This window comes from Kribbella sp. NPDC051137 (genome assembly GCF_040682535.1).
GTDB lineage: Bacteria > Actinomycetota > Actinomycetes > Propionibacteriales > Kribbellaceae > Kribbella > Kribbella karoonensis.
On sequence record NZ_JBFBBI010000004.1, the window covers coordinates 979,601 to 993,193 of the forward strand.

The following is a 13,593-nucleotide window of genomic DNA, read 5'->3' on the forward strand; positions in this document are numbered from 1 at the left end:
GCCGATTCCGGTAGGTCCGCACATCCACACTCATCGAACCCCCACAATCGTCCCGGCAACATCCAGCAACCGCCCCAATGGCCACCCAACAACCCCCAAGACCCCGACCAAAACCAACCCCACCACCAGCGGCACGACCACGCTCACCCGCAGCCCGGCTGAGGCGGTCGTGGTGCCACTTGTTCCGAGAAGGAGACCGGTGGTTTTGACAGTTATCGCGGTGAAAGCGATCAGGAGGAGCAGGAGAACTGCGGCCATCGGCCACAGGAGGTGGGCGTTCAGGCCGGCTCGGAGGAGGGAGAGTTCGCTGGCGAAGAGGCTGAAAGGTGGAAGGCCGAGGAGGGCGACCAAGCCGGCGGCGAAGAGGCCGGCGAGGAGTGGGGCACGGGTGAAGAGAGCCTGGACGGACGCGATCCGGGTGGTGCGTTCGCGGTTGAGGATCTCGCCGGCCGTGCAGAACAGGACGGACTTGGTGAGGCCGTGGCCGACGATGTGGAGAAGGGTGGCGGCCACCGCCAGCGGCGTACCGATCGCCAGGCCGATGACGGCCAACGACATGTGTTCGATGCTCGAGTAGGCAAGCAGACGTTTGTAGTCGCGCTGGGCGAGCAGCAGACCAGCGGCCAACAAGAGTGACGCCAGGGCGACCGTGAGCAGAAGCACCCGCACGAAACCAGGCCCCGCGGAGTCGATCGCGATCACGCGGTAGCGAGCCAGTCCGTAGACCGCCACCGGCAGCAGCACCCCTGACATCAGCGCGGACACCGGCGCCGGCGCCTGACTGTGCGCATCGGGAAGCCAACTGTGCATCGGGATCAGCCCGGCCTTCGTCCCGAACCCGAGCACCAGCAGCCCGAACGCCAGCCGCATCACCCCCTGGTCCAGCTCCCCCGAGTGCGCCGCCAGCACCGTCCAGTCGAGCGTTCCGTGCGCCGCGACCCCGGCCTGCTTCGCCGCGTAGTTCACCAGCACCGTCCCGAGATACGCCAGCGCGATCCCCACCGAGCAGATCACGACGTACTTCCAGGTCGCCTCCAGCGACCGCCGCGATCCGCGGTGCCCGACCAGGAACGCGGTCACGATCGTCGTCGCCTCGATCGCGGCCCACAGCACCCCGAGGTTGTTCGCCACCACGGCCAGCACCATCGCCGCGAGGAACAGCGGCACGAGTACGCCGTACCGCCGCGCCCCGGCCGCGTCGGTGTGCCCGGCCGCCAACTCGTCCTCGACGTACCCGAGACCGCAGCACGTCGCGATCACCCCGACGGCACCGATCACGATCAGCAGCACCGCCGACAGCGCATCGATCCGGAACCAGCTCCCGGCTTCGACCGCACCACCGTCCGCGGTCGACACCGCCGTACCGACGCCGACCACCAGCACCACCGCGGACGCAACGATCGCCCCGACCGCGACCGAACGGCGCCATCCCATCGCCAGCGCCGCGCCCGCGGCGAGCACCGGCGCGACGATCGGCAACGCCACCGAGAGGACGTCCATCAGTCGTGCAACTCCTGCAGTTCGTCGATGTCCGTCCCGCCGAAGGCGGCCCGCAGCCGCGCGGTCAGCACCTGCAGCACGAGAACCACCAGCAGTACGTCGAGCGACACGGCCAGCTCGACCACTCCGGGAACACCGCCCGTGATCAGGAACGCAGTCGTCGCGATCCCGTTGTCCAGCACCAGGAACCCGACGATCTGCGACAACGCCCGCCGCCGCGTGACCAGCACGAAGAACCCGATCAGCACCATCGCCAGCCCGACCGGTACGGCGTGCGTCTCGGCCGTCGGCGACAACCGCACGATCGGCCGGCTCGCGGCGTACGCGAGCAGCGTCAACAAGGCGGCAGCAACGATCGACGCAGTCACGTTGACCAGCGGCTCGGTCTCCCGCGCCTCACCGCTGTCCCGCAGCACCCGCCGCAGAATCCCCGGTACCACAACAGCCTTCAGCACCAGTACGCCGACCGCGACCACGGCGAGCTCCAGGCTGTCGAGCCGTACCGCGAGTGTCCCGGCGAGCGCGCCGAGCAGCACGCCCTGCAGTACGAGCAGGCGCACGATCGCGGTGAACTCCCGCCGCCACAGGACAAGCACCGTCGACAGCAACAGGCCGCCGCAGATCAGGTAGAGCCATTGGGTCATCACGATCACGCCAGGAAGAAGGAGGACGACACGGCCAGGACACCGAACAGGAACGATCCCGCGAGCAGCTCCGGCACCCTGAACAGCCGCAGCTTTGCCATGAACACCTCACCCGCGGCCAGCACCGCGCCGACCACCGCGACCTTCACGACGAACACGGCCGCACCGCCGAGCAACGCCAACGGCGCCTCCGACGTTGCGATCCCCCACGGCACGAACAGGTTCACCCAGAGCCCGAGCAGCACCGTCAGCCGCAGCGCCGACGCGAACTCGACCAGCGCGAGGTCGCGCCCGGAGTACTCGAGCACCATCGCCTCGTGGATCATCGTCAGCTCGAGGTGCGTCGACGGGTTGTCGACCGGCAGCCGACCGGCCTCCGCGATCACCACGACGGCGAGCGCGACCGCGGCGAGCAGGGTCGCGGGCGACAGCAGGTCCCCCGGCGAATGGTTGCCCCGCTCAACGATCGCTGCGAGGTTCGTCGACCCGACCCGCGCCGACAACGCGAACCCGGCCAGCAGGATCGTGGGCTCGGCCAACGCCGCCACGGTGATCTCGCGACTCGCGCCCATCCCGCCGAACGCCGTACCGGTGTCCAATCCTGCCAGGGCCAGCGCGACCGTCCCGAGCAGCAGCAACGCCACGACCGCGAACAGGTCCGCGACCCCGTCCAACGGCGACACCGTCGCGGCGAACGGCGCGACCGCCGCGATCACCAAGGTCGTAGCGGCCAGTACGGCGGGTGCCGCGACGAACACCCAACTGGAGCCGTCCGGCGAGATCGGCTCCTTCCGGAACAGCTTCCGCAGGTCCCGCCACGGCTGCCCGATCCCGGCACCGGCCCGTCCCTCCATCAAGGCACGCACCTGCCGCATCAGGCCCACGAGGTACGGCGCCAGTACCACCAGCACCAGCAGCTGCAGCACCGCGCTCATGTCACCAACCCCACGACGACGAGTACGACGATCAGCCCGAGCAGACCGAGCGCGAGGTACCGGTGGACGCTGCCGTTCTGCAGCCGGCTGATGAGCCGCCCGGCGCGCATCCCGCCCGCGAGCACCGGCGGGTACAGCAGGTTCTCGAGCCGGTCGTCGACCCGCTGCCGGTACTGCACGCTCTGGATCAGGTACTGCGACTCCGCGTGATGCGTCACGTCGACGTCCGACTCCGGACGCAGGACGTCGTCGAACACCCGGGTCAACGGCTCCGCGAACGACGTCGCCGTGTACTCCATCCGCGGGTCGAGGCGGGTACCGCCGCACCCCCAGACCAGCGTCCTGCGACGCGGCAACCCGCGCCGGATCAGTAGCGCCACCAGCAACGCGGCGAGGAGCAGGCCCACCAGGATCAGCAGCGGCGACATCTGCCCTTCGATCCCTGCCAGCCGCAGAGTCACGCCGCCGCGCAACGGATCCTGGTCGCGCGCGGTGGGCAGCGTGCCGAGTACGGCGGTCAACGCCGGCCCGAGCGCGGCCGGGACGATCGCGAGCGCGGCGCAGGCAGCGGCGGTCACGATCATCGCGCCCTTCATCGTGACCGGCGCCTCGCGCGCATCCGCCGCCCTCGTCGTCCGCGGCCGGGCCAGGAACCCGACACCGAACGCCTTCACGAACGTCGCCACGCCGAGCCCCGCGGTCAGTGCCACCACGCCGACGGCGAGCGGCATCGCGACCGCCACGACCGTGTCGGCGCCGGGCAGTCCGTGGATCAGACCCTGGACGAGCAGCCACTCGGACACGAACCCGTTCCCCGGCGGCAGCGCGGCGGCGGCGAGTGCGCCGACGCCGAACAACGCGGTCGTCACGGGCATCCGTGACACCAGCCCTCCGAGCGCGTCGAGGTCCCGCGTGCCCGTGGACCGCAGTACCGAACCGGCACCAAAGAACAGCAACGTCTTGAAGCCGGCGTGGTTCACCGCGTGCAGTACACCGGCCGCGATCAGCAGACTCGCGAGCGTCCGGTTGCCGTCGGCCGCGAACATGCCGCCGGCGCCGACCGCGAGCATGACCAGTCCCAGGTTCTCGGTCGTCGAGTATCCGAGCAGCCGCTTCAGGTCCGTGGCGACGCCGGCCTGCAGTACGCCGTACACGGCCGAGAGCGCGCCGGCCGTCAGGACGAGCAGCCACCACCAGCGCGGACCGCCGCCGAGCAGATCGAGCCCGACCCGGAGTACGCCGTACAGCCCGAGCTTCACCATCGCCGCCGACATCAACGCGGAGACGTGGCTGGGCGCCTCGGGATGCGCGCGCGGCAACCACACGTGCAGCGGCACCAGACCTGCCTTGGAGCCGAAGCCGACGAACACCAGCACGAACACGACCGACTTCGTCGTGGGCGAGAGCTGCGCCGCCCGGAGAGCGTCGAACGACTCGCCGCCCGCCTTGGACGCGAACAGGACGAGGCCGAGCAAGATCAGGACGAGCCCGGCGTGAGTCATCGCGCCGTACCAGACGCCTGCCTCGCGGACGGCGGGACGCAGGCGGTGCTCGGCCAGGACCAGTGCGAGCGAGGTGAGCGCCATCAGCTCCCACAGGACGAGGAACGTCGTGACGTTTGCCGCGGCCGGCACCAGGATCATCGCCGCGGCGAATACCGGCAGCAACGCCTGCGCCGTCCGCGAACCTGCACCGTGCGAGCCCGCGTGGTCCGTGTAGCCGATGCTGTACAGGCCGGCGACGGCCGCGACGCCGCCGATCAACGCGCAGAACACGCCCGACAGCGCGTCCACCCGGATCGAGGCCTCGCTCAACGGCAACAACTCCTGGACGCGGACGCCGTACGTCGCTCCGTTCAGTGCGGCCACACCGACCACCACGCCGAGGGCACCGGCGACAGTTGTCGACACACCCGCGACGACGGCCCGCGGACGTGCACCGAGGAGAGCACCTCCGAGCGCCCCGAGCCCGGTGACGATCAGGAGGCCGAGCAGCGCGAAACCGATGGTCATCGCCCGGTCAGATCCCGCAGCGCTGCGATGATCTGCGGTGGCTCGGGCGGGCAGCCGCGGACGACGACGTCCACCGGGATCACATCGCTGACGGCGCCCTCGACGCCGTACCCGCCCTTGAACACACCGCAGTCGTGCGCGCAGTCGCCGACCGCGACCACCCGCTTCGGCGCCGGCGTGGCGTCGTATGCCTTCCGTAACGGGTCGGCCATGTTCCGCGTCACCGGACCGGTCACCAGCAGTACGTCGGCGTGCCGGGGCGAGGCGACCAGCCGGGCGCCGTACCGCTCCCCGTCGTACACCGGGCCGAAGGCGGACCCGATCTCGATCTCGCAGCCGTTGCACGACCCGGCATCCACGTGCCGGACCTGCACGGAACCGCGTAACGCGGGGTCCTGAGCCGGCTCCCGCTCCGGCGCAGGCTCGGCGACCCGGCCGGTCGACCGGATCTTGCGTAACAGACCTCTCAACCAACAGCCCTCCACGTGGTGCGCAATGCATGCGATCATGAATTGAAGAAGTTTGCAACTCATGAACGAACGGAGCACCGTCGGAGAGGTCAGAGGGATCCTGAGAGCCAGCGGGACGCGACCTTGAACTTGTTCTCGAGCCGCGCCCGGACCGCGTCCGCCACCAGTTGCTCGAGGGTGCCGCGGACGACCGGCAGCGAGGCCGTGATGCGCAGGTCGAACGCCTGCCTGGTGCCGCGCCCGATCGGCAGGATGCGCGTCGTACCGGAGACCTTCACGGTCGCGCCGGCCACCCCGGCCGAGCCGGTGACGCCGCCGTCCACATCGGCCTCGCGGGCGCCGTCGCCGTCCGCGCGGTGCCAGCGCTTGGACTGCGCCAGCTCCAGCTTGTGACCGACGAACCGGCGCGCGACGACCGGCACCTCGGAGACCATCCAGTGGACCTGCACCGCGACGTCGTCACCGTCGTCACCCACCTGCACGCCGTACGACTGCACCCGCAGTTGCTCGAAGACCTGCTCCTGGAACGTGACGTCGGTGATCATCGCGAAGACTTCCTCCGGAGAGGCGTCGTACGTGGTGGCGAGAGACAGATCCATGCGCCCCATCTTGCACCGACCGGCCACACGGAGTCACTGCGACTGCAGCTTCCGGCCGCGGCCGGCGGCCCCTAGTTGCTTCAGGCAACAAAGGGCGTCAGCTGAAGAGCTCCACCAGCCCCGCGCCGCGGGTGGTGCGGCGGACCAGGATGCTCTTGCCCTGGCGGACCCGTTCCACCAGACCGGCCGCGGCGAGCGTGTTGCAGTGGTGCGTCGCGGTGCTCGGCGCACAGTTCAGTTCGGCGGCCAGCGCGCTCATGCTCAACGGCAGCACGAGCAGCCGCAGTACGTCGGCACGGACCTGGCCGATCACCGTCGCCAGCGGATCCGCGGACTCACGATCCGGCAGCCCGGCAGGTGTCCAGCCGGCCAGCGCACCGGACAGCGGGTAGCCGACCACGACCGCGACCGGGTCGCTGTTCTCGACCACCATCGAGTCCGGCGCCGAGATCATCGGTGCCAGCACGACCTTCCGCTTCCGGAGCGGAACCCGGACCCGGCCGTCCAGGACGAACGTCCCGCACTCGAAGCGGATCCGTGGCGAGAGTGTGTTCAGCAGCGTGTGCGTGGCACCGCGGGCCGCCAGGTCCTCGTGCCGCCGCCGCTCCCGGTCGAGCGCCGGCCGCGACCGGGACCAGGCGTCCCGCCCCGGGCCGTCCCAGACATCGGCGAGTACGTCGCCGAGCGATCGCGACCAGCGGGCCGGCTGCTCCGCGGCCGCCCGCCACACCTGCGGCACGCGGTCGCCGTAGATCTCGACCAAGTTGTCCCGCAACTGGTCGTTGTGATTCGAGCGGAGGGCGTCGACCTGTACGTCGATCGGCAGGTCCGCGACCGGTGTCAGCGGCGCGACCGCGGACGGGATCTGCCGCCGCCGGCCCGGCTGGCTGACCATCGGGCGGAGTGCCGCCCGGCCGGCCGGCGTGTGCATCACCGAGAGCAAGCGGAGCCGCAGGTGCCGCGGGATCCCCTTGCCGTCGCCGAGCAACGACTGCAGCGTGACCGACAGCATCGACAGGTCGGGCACCTGCGCCGACCGCACCTCGACGACCGCCATCCTCTTCTCCCCCGGCTTCCGGAACCGACCTCTGCACCCTGATCGTGCGCCGTCCGCGGGGTCAGCACCAACGCTTCGAACCAGGTCGAAGCGAATACCCAGCGGAAGGGTGGTGACACAATGGGCGACTTTCGGTAATCTTTTCGTGATGTTCACGGCGTAGCTGACTGAGAACGGGGCTTGGGAAGCGCATGCACATCGATGAATTCGCACCGGGCGGTGCGTGACCGAGACATGTCCATACACATGGCCGCACCTACCGCCACCGTCCACACCGAAGACGACGAAGAGGAACTGGTCCGGCTCGCGCAAGCGGGCGACGGAGCGGCCTTCGGCCGGCTCTACGACCGGTACCTGCCGTCGATCTACCGGTACACCTACAGCAAGACCTCGTCGCGAAGCGCGGCCGAGGACCTGACCAGCGAGACGTTCCTGCGGGCCTTCCGCGCGATCGCCCGCCGGCCGCGGGCGCACCTCAACTTCGCGGCCTGGCTGGTCACGATCGCGAGGAACGTGGTGATCGACCACCATCGCTCCGGCTGGAGCCGGCTGGCGATCGTCACCGACGAGGTCGACCCGCAGGTCGACGAAGCGATCGGGCCGGAAGCGGCCGCGCTCGCCTCGGTCGGCGAGGCAGCTCTACGGGCCGCCCTCGGCCGGCTGCCGGACGATCAGCGCGAGTGCCTGCTGCTGCGGTTCTTCACCGGCCTGTCGATCAACGAGACCGCGACCGCGATGGACCGCACCGACGGCGCGATCAAACAACTCCAGTTCCGCGCCACCAACAGGCTGCGCCGAATACTCAAGGATCTCGAGCCGCCACTATTGTTGGGGAGGTGAGTACGCCGCTGTATCGGGTCAAGGCCGACTTCTTCAAGACGCTCGGCCATCCGGCACGGATCCGTGTGCTCGAACTGCTCAGCGAGCGGGACCATTCGGTGGCGGAGATCCTCACCGACGTGGGCATCGAGCCGACCAGCCTGTCGCAGCAGTTGGCCGTACTGCGCAGGTCCGGGCTGGTGTCGAGCCGGAAGCACGGGTCGACCGTGATCTACTCGCTGACCAGTCCGGAGGTCGCGGAGCTGCTGCGGGTGGCGCGGTCGATCCTCACAGGCATGCTCTCCGAACAGGCCGAGCTGCTACAGGACCTGCAGGAGCCGTTGGCCGCGACGAAGGACCGGCGTACCGCGCGCGCCGGACGGCGAACCCGGCGTACCGCCTGAGAGTGCGCTGAGTGCGGGCTGAGGATCCGGGTGACCGGTTCGTGAAGGCACGCAAAACACGGGACAGAAGTGCTTGCGCCACCTCCTACGTTCCGGTAGGAAAGGGCGGGTGCCATCCGGCTCACGACCGCCCCTGTCGTACCGAGCGACTTTGATCGACGCGTTCGGCTCCGGGCGGGCGACAACTCATATCTCACGGGGAGATATCGCATGAGCAATCCTTACGACGAAGACCAGCGCAACGACAGCCAGTACGGCGAGCAGGGTGGTCGGGAGGACTCCGGCAACAACTACGGATCCGGGGACCAGGGCAACGACTTCGGCCAGGATTCCAGCGGAGGGGAATCCGGCGGGAACTCGTACGGCAACGACCGTAACGACGGCGGCAACGACTACAACCAGGGCGGCGACTCGGACCGCTCCGGCAACGAGTCGGGCAGCAGCTACGGCAACGACTCGGGCAACGACTCCGGCAGCAGCTACGGCAACGACTCCGGTGACGACTCGCGCGACGGTGGCAGCGGCTACGGTTCGGGCAACGACTCGAACGACGGTGGCGACTTCAGCCAGGGTCAGGAGTCGGGCGGCGGCTACGGCTCGTCGAACGACGACAACAACAACTACGGAAACTGATCGGGGAACAGAGCATGGGCGTTTTCGACAACATCAAGGACGCGGCCGAGGGTCTGAAGGACAAGGCCGCGGACCTGATCGACGGTCACGAGGACCAGGTCGGCCAGGGCCTGGACAAGGCCGGCGAGTTCGTCGACGAGAAGACCGGCGGCAAGTACGGCGACCAGATCGACAAGGGCGTTGACGTCGCGAAGGACCAGGTCAACAACCTGAACAACGAAGGCTGATCGCAAGCCCGTAGCAGCTGAGAGGCGGTCGTGGACACGGTCCACGACCGCCTCAGGCATGTGCCTGGAACGCCTGCACGGTCAGGGCCGCGAACCGCCGCGAGGCCGCCAGCCGCGCGGCCGGCGAGGACGCGTGCAGCCCGCGATGCGCTATCACCAGGTCCGCCAGCTGGAAGTCCCGGCGCAGCCGCCCACGCGCCTTCGCTCCTGTTCGGCGAACGCCGCGGTCGCCAGGTCCTGCTTGGTCGGGTACCGGCGGTACAGGGTGGCCGGGCCGACGCCCGCCGCGCGCGATGTCCCGCATCGGCACCGTCAATCCGGCCTCGGCGTCGTCGACCTGCCGGTGCCCGAGCCGGGTGCCGGCCAGGTCCGGATCGCGGTCGAGGCGATCGGCGTCGGCGATGTCGACGCGCTGATCCGCAGCGGATCGTTGTCCGCCTGGGGATTCCGCGAGGGGCTGGTACCGGGGTCGGAGGTCGCCGGGACGGTGGTTGCCGTCGGCCCCGATACGGACGCGTCCTGGGTCGGGCAGCGGGTCTGGGCGTTCACCGGCCTCGGCGGCGGATACGCCGAGGAGCGACCGCCGCGGTCGAGGACGTCGTACCGTTGCCGCCCGGGCTTTCCGCCGCGGGCTCGGTGACGCTGGGGGGTTCCGGGATCGTCGCGCAGTTCGGGCTCGCCCACGCGCGCTTCCGTCCGGGTGAGTCCGTCCTGGTCCGCGGCGCGGCCGGCAGTATCGGCATCCTCACGGTGCAGCTCGCCGCGCAGGGCGGCGCGTCCGCGGTGGCGGTGACAACTTCGTCGGCCGAACGCGGCGAACTGTTGCGCAAGGTGGGCGCGACGCATGTGCTGGACCGTTCCGGCGTGGGTGACGGCCCGGCGGAGTACGACGTGATCATCGATGTCGTCGCCGGTCCGCAGGTGCCGTCGTTCCTCGGCATGCTACGGCCGAACGGGCGGCTCGTCGCGGTCGGTGCAATCGCCGGGCCGCCGCCGGCGGACCTCGGGACGACGTTGATGGCGAACTTCCGGAAGTCGTTGTCGTTCGCAACGTTCAGCGCGGACACCGTACCGCCCGCGGACCGACGTACCGCCCGCGTCGAGCAGTTCGCCGCCGCGGCGGAAGGGCGGTTGCCGATCGTGATCCACGAGCAGCTTCCGCTGGACGAGGCGGTGGTCGCGCACCGGAAGCTGCAGTCCGGCGAGGTGTTCGGGCGGATCGTGCTGGTGCCTTAGTCTTCTTCGGGTTCTTCCCTGCCCGCGAGTTCGATCAGACGTTCGGCGACCTGGGCGCAGCGTTCCTCGGCGCGGCCGCGGGACGTGCCGGTGTAGCGCAGGCGGGCGGTCGCGGTGACGGGCTCCGCATGAACCTCGATCAGGGCCCCGCCGGGACGGGTCTGCACCCTGATCCAGATCCGCACCCAGCCACCGAGACCGCTGCGCAGCCGCAGGACCAGTTCGTCCTCCGGGCGCCAGCGTTCGACCAGGGCGACCGTCAGGTGCCGGTTCTCCGCGTGCCGCATGCGTGGTTCACGGCCGTCGTACCGTTGTACGACGCTGCCCTTCCTCGGCCAGTCGGGTCCGGCGCGCACCTCCGGCGGTACGGCGGCCATCCACTCCGCGAACAGCGACGGGTCCTGGATCACCCTCATGACAGCGTCGACGCCGACAGCGCCGAACCGCCATGCCATCACCATCGGAGCCGCTTCCCTGTCTGCAACACGTACAGGTCCCGTGTCTATCAGGTAGCACCCCGGTCTGGCATCTTTCACACGACGGGCCGAACCGCCGGCGAACTCCGGTGGGTCTCAGCCGGAAGTCCGGAAATGCGCCGCATCCAGAGCGGACTGCAGCGAGCGACGGTATCCGTCAGAGGTGAACGTTGCCCCCGACACCGTGTCGATATGGAAGCTCTGCGCAGCAAGTGCCTCCTGCTTGAGCTGCGGCAGCGCGTACGAGCTGATCTCACGGTCGCGACCGCCCGACGACGGGTAGACGAGAGCCTCGACGGCGACCAACTTGCTCGACCGGACGGTGATCCGAACCTGGACGGGACCGTACCGCGTGCCTTCCGACGTGCCGTTCACCGTGAGGTCCCCGGTGGAGGAGCTGACAACTCCTGGTGCGGCTGCCGGTGCGGCCGGGTGGTCGACGCGGTTGGTGCTGGTCGGGTACAGGAACAGCAGCAGGAGCAGTACGCCGGTGCCGCCGCCGACGAGGAGGTTGCGGCGGAGTCGTTCGGCGTGCGCCGTCACAGCGCGCCCGCTTGATGCGCGGCGTCGAGGGCGGACTGCAGCGACTGGCGGTAGCCGCCGGAGGTGAACGTGGCGCCGGAGACCGTGTCGATGTTCGCGTTCTGCGCTGTCATCGTCTCCTGGTTGAGCTGCGGTACGGCGTAGCTGTTGATCTGGTCGGTCCGGCCGTCGCCGCTCGGGTGCTGCAGGGTGTGCGCCTTGACGATCTTGCCGCCGCTGACCGAGACCTCCACCTGCACCGGACCGTACTGCGTGTTCACCACACCACCGTCGACCACCGCCGACTTCTGAGCCGGAGTGGCCGGCGTCTTCGCCGGAGCGGACGGCGTCTTCGCTGGAGCGGACGGGGTTCTGGCTGGAGCAGACGGCGTTCTGGTTGGCGTCGTCGGCGTGTTGGCCGGCGCAGTCGGCTTTGTCCTCGGCCGTACCGTCCTGTGTGTCGGGCGGACCGTTGGGTCCGAGTTCACGACCGCGGCCGCGCTTGTGGTGGAGGTGGCCGGTTGTTGCAGGCTGGCGCGGAACGCCACCGCTACCACCGCCGTCGTCGCCACCGTCATCAGCAACCTGATCCCGCGCCTCACGCACGCTCTCCCTTCACCACGAGAATCGTTCCTGGTGCAGTTGATTCGCCGGCAGTCCGACCCTGAGGACGGCCGCCGCGACCGCGTCCATCCACGGGTCCGGCCCGCAGACGTACACGTCGTACTCCGTGATGCCCGGCACGAGCCGCCGTACGGCGTACTCGTCCGACCAGGACGCCGCGCCGTCCGGCAGCCACGACCGGCGACGCCGCAACCGCGGACCCAGCAGGTAGTGCACCGCGATCCCCCGTCGCCGCGCCAACTGCTCCAGCTCGTCGCGGAACACGAGGTCCTCTTCGCTGTGCGCGCGGTACACGAGGACCGCTTCCCCCGGCTTGTACTCGAGTTCCTCGAGCAGTGCCCGTAGCGGGGTGATCCCGATGCCGCAGGCGAACATCGCGACCCGTTCGGTCACCCGTCGCTCGGCCGTCAACCGGCCGTACGGACCCTCGACCGCAACCCGCGTTCCCGGCCGCAGCCAGGCCAGCCGGCTGCTGCTGTCCCCTGCGGCCTTCGCCGTGACGCGGAGCCTGTCGGGCGCGGGCGACGCCGAGAGCGAGTACGGGTTGCCCCGCGACCATCCGGGCCCGTCGAGGAAGCGGAACACGAAGTACTGCCCGGCGCGTACCGGCATCCGGTGCAGACCACGCCCGCCGATCAGAACAGTCACGACACCAGGCGCTTCCTGAATCACCTCGCGCACCGTGAGGCCGTGCCGCACCGTCCGCCAGGCCGGCAACAGCACCCGGTAGAGCACGATCGCCCCGGCCGCCACGCCGTACGCCGTCCACCAGTACAGCTGGGCGAGCCGGGACGTGGTGAAATCCGCACCGGTCCAGATCTCGTGCGGTATCGACAGTCCGACCCCGATGTACGCGTACAGGTGCAGCAAGTGCCACGACTCGTAGCGCAACACCTTCCGCGCCGCGCGGATCGAGGTGACCACGACCAAGGTCAGCGCGATCGCGGCCGCGGTCGCCAGCAGCATCCCGCCGTACGTCGTGACGACGGTCCACGTCTCGTGCAGGAGGTCGTTGTGGTCCCGCAGCGTGTAGCCGACGAGGATGAGCGCGATGTGCACGAGCAGCAGGTTGAACGACCAGAAGCCGACCAGCCGGTGCCGCCGGGCGAGTTCGTCCTGCCCGTAGCTCCGCTCGATCATCGGCACCCGCGCCATCAGGAACACCTGCACCAGCAGCAGGTCGGCGGCCACCAGACCGGACAGCCGGCCGAGGGACGTGATCAGGTCCGCGGGGTTGCTGAACAAGCTCTGCAGCCCGCGTCCCGACACCCAGAGCGCGACAACCGCGAGCACGCTCGCCCAGCAGGCGATGCCGACGGCGTCCCGCCACCAGCCGGGCGTCCGCGGCGCCCGGCGGCGCACATGCGGGATCCGCGGCCTGCTGATCGCCGATGCGGCTCCGCGGGAGGTCATGTCTCCGACGATGCCCGGGGAT

18 protein-coding genes are annotated in these 13,593 nt (G+C 69.7%); 6 read left to right on the plus strand and 12 right to left on the minus strand.

The window, feature by feature from the left end:
• Positions 1-30: 30 nt before the first annotated feature.
• The 7 genes from AB0M51_RS25790 to AB0M51_RS25820 all read right to left on the minus strand — a co-directional run bounded on the left by AB0M51_RS25790 (position 31) and on the right by AB0M51_RS25820 (position 7,217).
• Positions 31-1,500 (minus strand): proton-conducting transporter membrane subunit, encoded by a 1,470-nt coding sequence (locus tag AB0M51_RS25790; RefSeq protein ID WP_344187032.1) that lies wholly within the window; start codon positions 1,498-1,500, stop codon positions 31-33.
• Entirely contained in the window at positions 1,500-2,144 is a 645-nt protein-coding gene (locus AB0M51_RS25795) for a hypothetical protein (protein WP_344187034.1), read from the minus strand. Before AB0M51_RS25795 ends, AB0M51_RS25790 begins: the two co-directional genes overlap by 1 nt.
• Before the next feature lie 5 nt (positions 2,145-2,149).
• Entirely contained in the window at positions 2,150-3,079 is a 930-nt protein-coding gene (locus AB0M51_RS25800) for an NADH-quinone oxidoreductase subunit H (RefSeq protein ID WP_344187036.1), read from the minus strand.
• The gene (locus tag AB0M51_RS25805) at positions 3,076-5,091 is read right to left on the minus strand and encodes a proton-conducting transporter membrane subunit (RefSeq protein WP_344187038.1); all 2,016 of its coding nucleotides are present in this window, start codon (positions 5,089-5,091) and stop codon (positions 3,076-3,078) included. Before AB0M51_RS25805 ends, AB0M51_RS25800 begins: the two co-directional genes overlap by 4 nt.
• Complete coding sequence (locus AB0M51_RS25810; RefSeq protein ID WP_344187040.1) at positions 5,088-5,561, minus strand: oxidoreductase; 474 nt, start codon at positions 5,559-5,561, stop codon at positions 5,088-5,090. Before AB0M51_RS25810 ends, AB0M51_RS25805 begins: the two co-directional genes overlap by 4 nt.
• Positions 5,562-5,650: 89 nt before the next feature.
• Positions 5,651-6,160, minus strand: a complete 510-nt coding sequence (locus AB0M51_RS25815) for a DUF2505 domain-containing protein (protein ID WP_344187042.1) — start codon at positions 6,158-6,160, stop codon at positions 5,651-5,653.
• A 97-nt stretch (positions 6,161-6,257) separates the two neighbouring features.
• Positions 6,258-7,217 carry a helix-turn-helix domain-containing protein gene (locus tag AB0M51_RS25820; RefSeq protein ID WP_344187044.1) on the minus strand — a complete coding sequence of 320 codons (960 nt, stop codon included), beginning with the start codon at positions 7,215-7,217 and terminating at the stop codon, positions 6,258-6,260.
• A gap of 246 nt (positions 7,218-7,463) precedes the next feature.
• Between AB0M51_RS25820 and AB0M51_RS25825 the strand changes: the two genes are divergently transcribed.
• The 4 genes from AB0M51_RS25825 to AB0M51_RS25840 all read left to right on the plus strand — a co-directional run bounded on the left by AB0M51_RS25825 (position 7,464) and on the right by AB0M51_RS25840 (position 9,300).
• A complete protein-coding gene (locus AB0M51_RS25825) occupies positions 7,464-8,057 on the plus strand; it encodes a sigma-70 family RNA polymerase sigma factor (RefSeq protein ID WP_344187046.1) in 594 nt (197 codons plus the stop codon).
• Positions 8,054-8,440: a metalloregulator ArsR/SmtB family transcription factor gene (locus AB0M51_RS25830; RefSeq protein WP_344187048.1), complete on the plus strand. Its 387-nt coding sequence runs from the start codon at positions 8,054-8,056 to the stop codon at positions 8,438-8,440. Before AB0M51_RS25825 ends, AB0M51_RS25830 begins: the two co-directional genes overlap by 4 nt.
• 210 nt (positions 8,441-8,650) lie before the next feature.
• A complete protein-coding gene (locus AB0M51_RS25835; RefSeq protein ID WP_344187050.1) occupies positions 8,651-9,073 on the plus strand; it encodes a hypothetical protein in 423 nt (140 codons plus the stop codon).
• Positions 9,074-9,087: 14 nt separating this feature from the next.
• Complete coding sequence (locus AB0M51_RS25840; protein ID WP_344187052.1) at positions 9,088-9,300, plus strand: antitoxin; 213 nt, start codon at positions 9,088-9,090, stop codon at positions 9,298-9,300.
• 52 nt (positions 9,301-9,352) lie between these two features.
• Here AB0M51_RS25840 and AB0M51_RS25845 read toward each other — a convergent pair whose 3' ends face one another.
• Entirely contained in the window at positions 9,353-9,610 is a 258-nt protein-coding gene (locus AB0M51_RS25845) for a hypothetical protein (RefSeq protein ID WP_363750771.1), read from the minus strand.
• 33 nt (positions 9,611-9,643) lie between these two features.
• Here AB0M51_RS25845 and AB0M51_RS25850 point away from each other — a divergent pair, with 33 nt between their 5' ends.
• Both AB0M51_RS25850 and AB0M51_RS25855 read left to right on the plus strand, forming a co-directional pair.
• Positions 9,644-9,940, plus strand: coding sequence for an alcohol dehydrogenase catalytic domain-containing protein (locus tag AB0M51_RS25850; protein WP_363750773.1), 297 nt, complete (start codon positions 9,644-9,646; stop codon positions 9,938-9,940).
• On the plus strand, positions 9,937-10,536 hold the full coding sequence (locus tag AB0M51_RS25855; RefSeq protein ID WP_344187056.1) for a zinc-binding dehydrogenase: 600 nt from the start codon (positions 9,937-9,939) through the stop codon (positions 10,534-10,536). The genes AB0M51_RS25850 and AB0M51_RS25855 overlap by 4 nt, the downstream gene beginning before the upstream one ends.
• Here the strand turns inward: AB0M51_RS25855 and AB0M51_RS25860 are convergent.
• The 4 genes from AB0M51_RS25860 to AB0M51_RS25875 form a co-directional block, all read right to left on the minus strand.
• Positions 10,533-10,997 (minus strand): hypothetical protein, encoded by a 465-nt coding sequence (locus tag AB0M51_RS25860; RefSeq protein ID WP_344187058.1) that lies wholly within the window; start codon positions 10,995-10,997, stop codon positions 10,533-10,535. The two genes, AB0M51_RS25855 and AB0M51_RS25860, sit on opposite strands and share 4 nt — an antisense overlap.
• Positions 10,998-11,108: 111 nt before the next feature.
• Positions 11,109-11,555, minus strand: a complete 447-nt coding sequence (locus AB0M51_RS25865) for an FMN-binding protein (protein WP_344187060.1) — start codon at positions 11,553-11,555, stop codon at positions 11,109-11,111.
• Positions 11,552-11,815 carry an FMN-binding protein gene (locus tag AB0M51_RS25870; RefSeq protein WP_344187062.1) on the minus strand — a complete coding sequence of 88 codons (264 nt, stop codon included), beginning with the start codon at positions 11,813-11,815 and terminating at the stop codon, positions 11,552-11,554. Before AB0M51_RS25870 ends, AB0M51_RS25865 begins: the two co-directional genes overlap by 4 nt.
• Positions 11,816-12,149: 334 nt before the next feature.
• Positions 12,150-13,571, minus strand: coding sequence for a ferredoxin reductase family protein (locus AB0M51_RS25875; RefSeq protein WP_344187064.1), 1,422 nt, complete (start codon positions 13,569-13,571; stop codon positions 12,150-12,152).
• Positions 13,572-13,593: the final 22 nt, after the last annotated feature.

Bases quoted from the DNA above. Each gene is read 5' to 3' on its own strand.
- AB0M51_RS25840 (WP_344187052.1), top strand. From the start codon at position 9,088: ATGGGCGTTTTCGACAACATCAAGGACGCGGCCGAGGGTCTGAAGGAC.
- AB0M51_RS25800 (WP_344187036.1), bottom strand. From the start codon at position 3,079: ATGAGCGCGGTGCTGCAGCTGCTGGTGCTGGTGGTACTGGCGCCGTAC.
- AB0M51_RS25820 (WP_344187044.1), bottom strand. From the start codon at position 7,217: ATGGCGGTCGTCGAGGTGCGGTCGGCGCAGGTGCCCGACCTGTCGATG.
- AB0M51_RS25860 (WP_344187058.1), bottom strand. From the start codon at position 10,997: ATGGTGATGGCATGGCGGTTCGGCGCTGTCGGCGTCGACGCTGTCATG.
- AB0M51_RS25875 (WP_344187064.1), bottom strand. From the start codon at position 13,571: ATGACCTCCCGCGGAGCCGCATCGGCGATCAGCAGGCCGCGGATCCCG.
- AB0M51_RS25825 (WP_344187046.1), top strand. From the start codon at position 7,464: ATGGCCGCACCTACCGCCACCGTCCACACCGAAGACGACGAAGAGGAA.
- AB0M51_RS25790 (WP_344187032.1), bottom strand. From the start codon at position 1,500: ATGGACGTCCTCTCGGTGGCGTTGCCGATCGTCGCGCCGGTGCTCGCC.
- AB0M51_RS25795 (WP_344187034.1), bottom strand. From the start codon at position 2,144: ATGACCCAATGGCTCTACCTGATCTGCGGCGGCCTGTTGCTGTCGACG.
- AB0M51_RS25835 (WP_344187050.1), top strand. From the start codon at position 8,651: ATGAGCAATCCTTACGACGAAGACCAGCGCAACGACAGCCAGTACGGC.
- AB0M51_RS25815 (WP_344187042.1), bottom strand. From the start codon at position 6,160: ATGGATCTGTCTCTCGCCACCACGTACGACGCCTCTCCGGAGGAAGTC.
- AB0M51_RS25805 (WP_344187038.1), bottom strand. From the start codon at position 5,091: ATGACCATCGGTTTCGCGCTGCTCGGCCTCCTGATCGTCACCGGGCTC.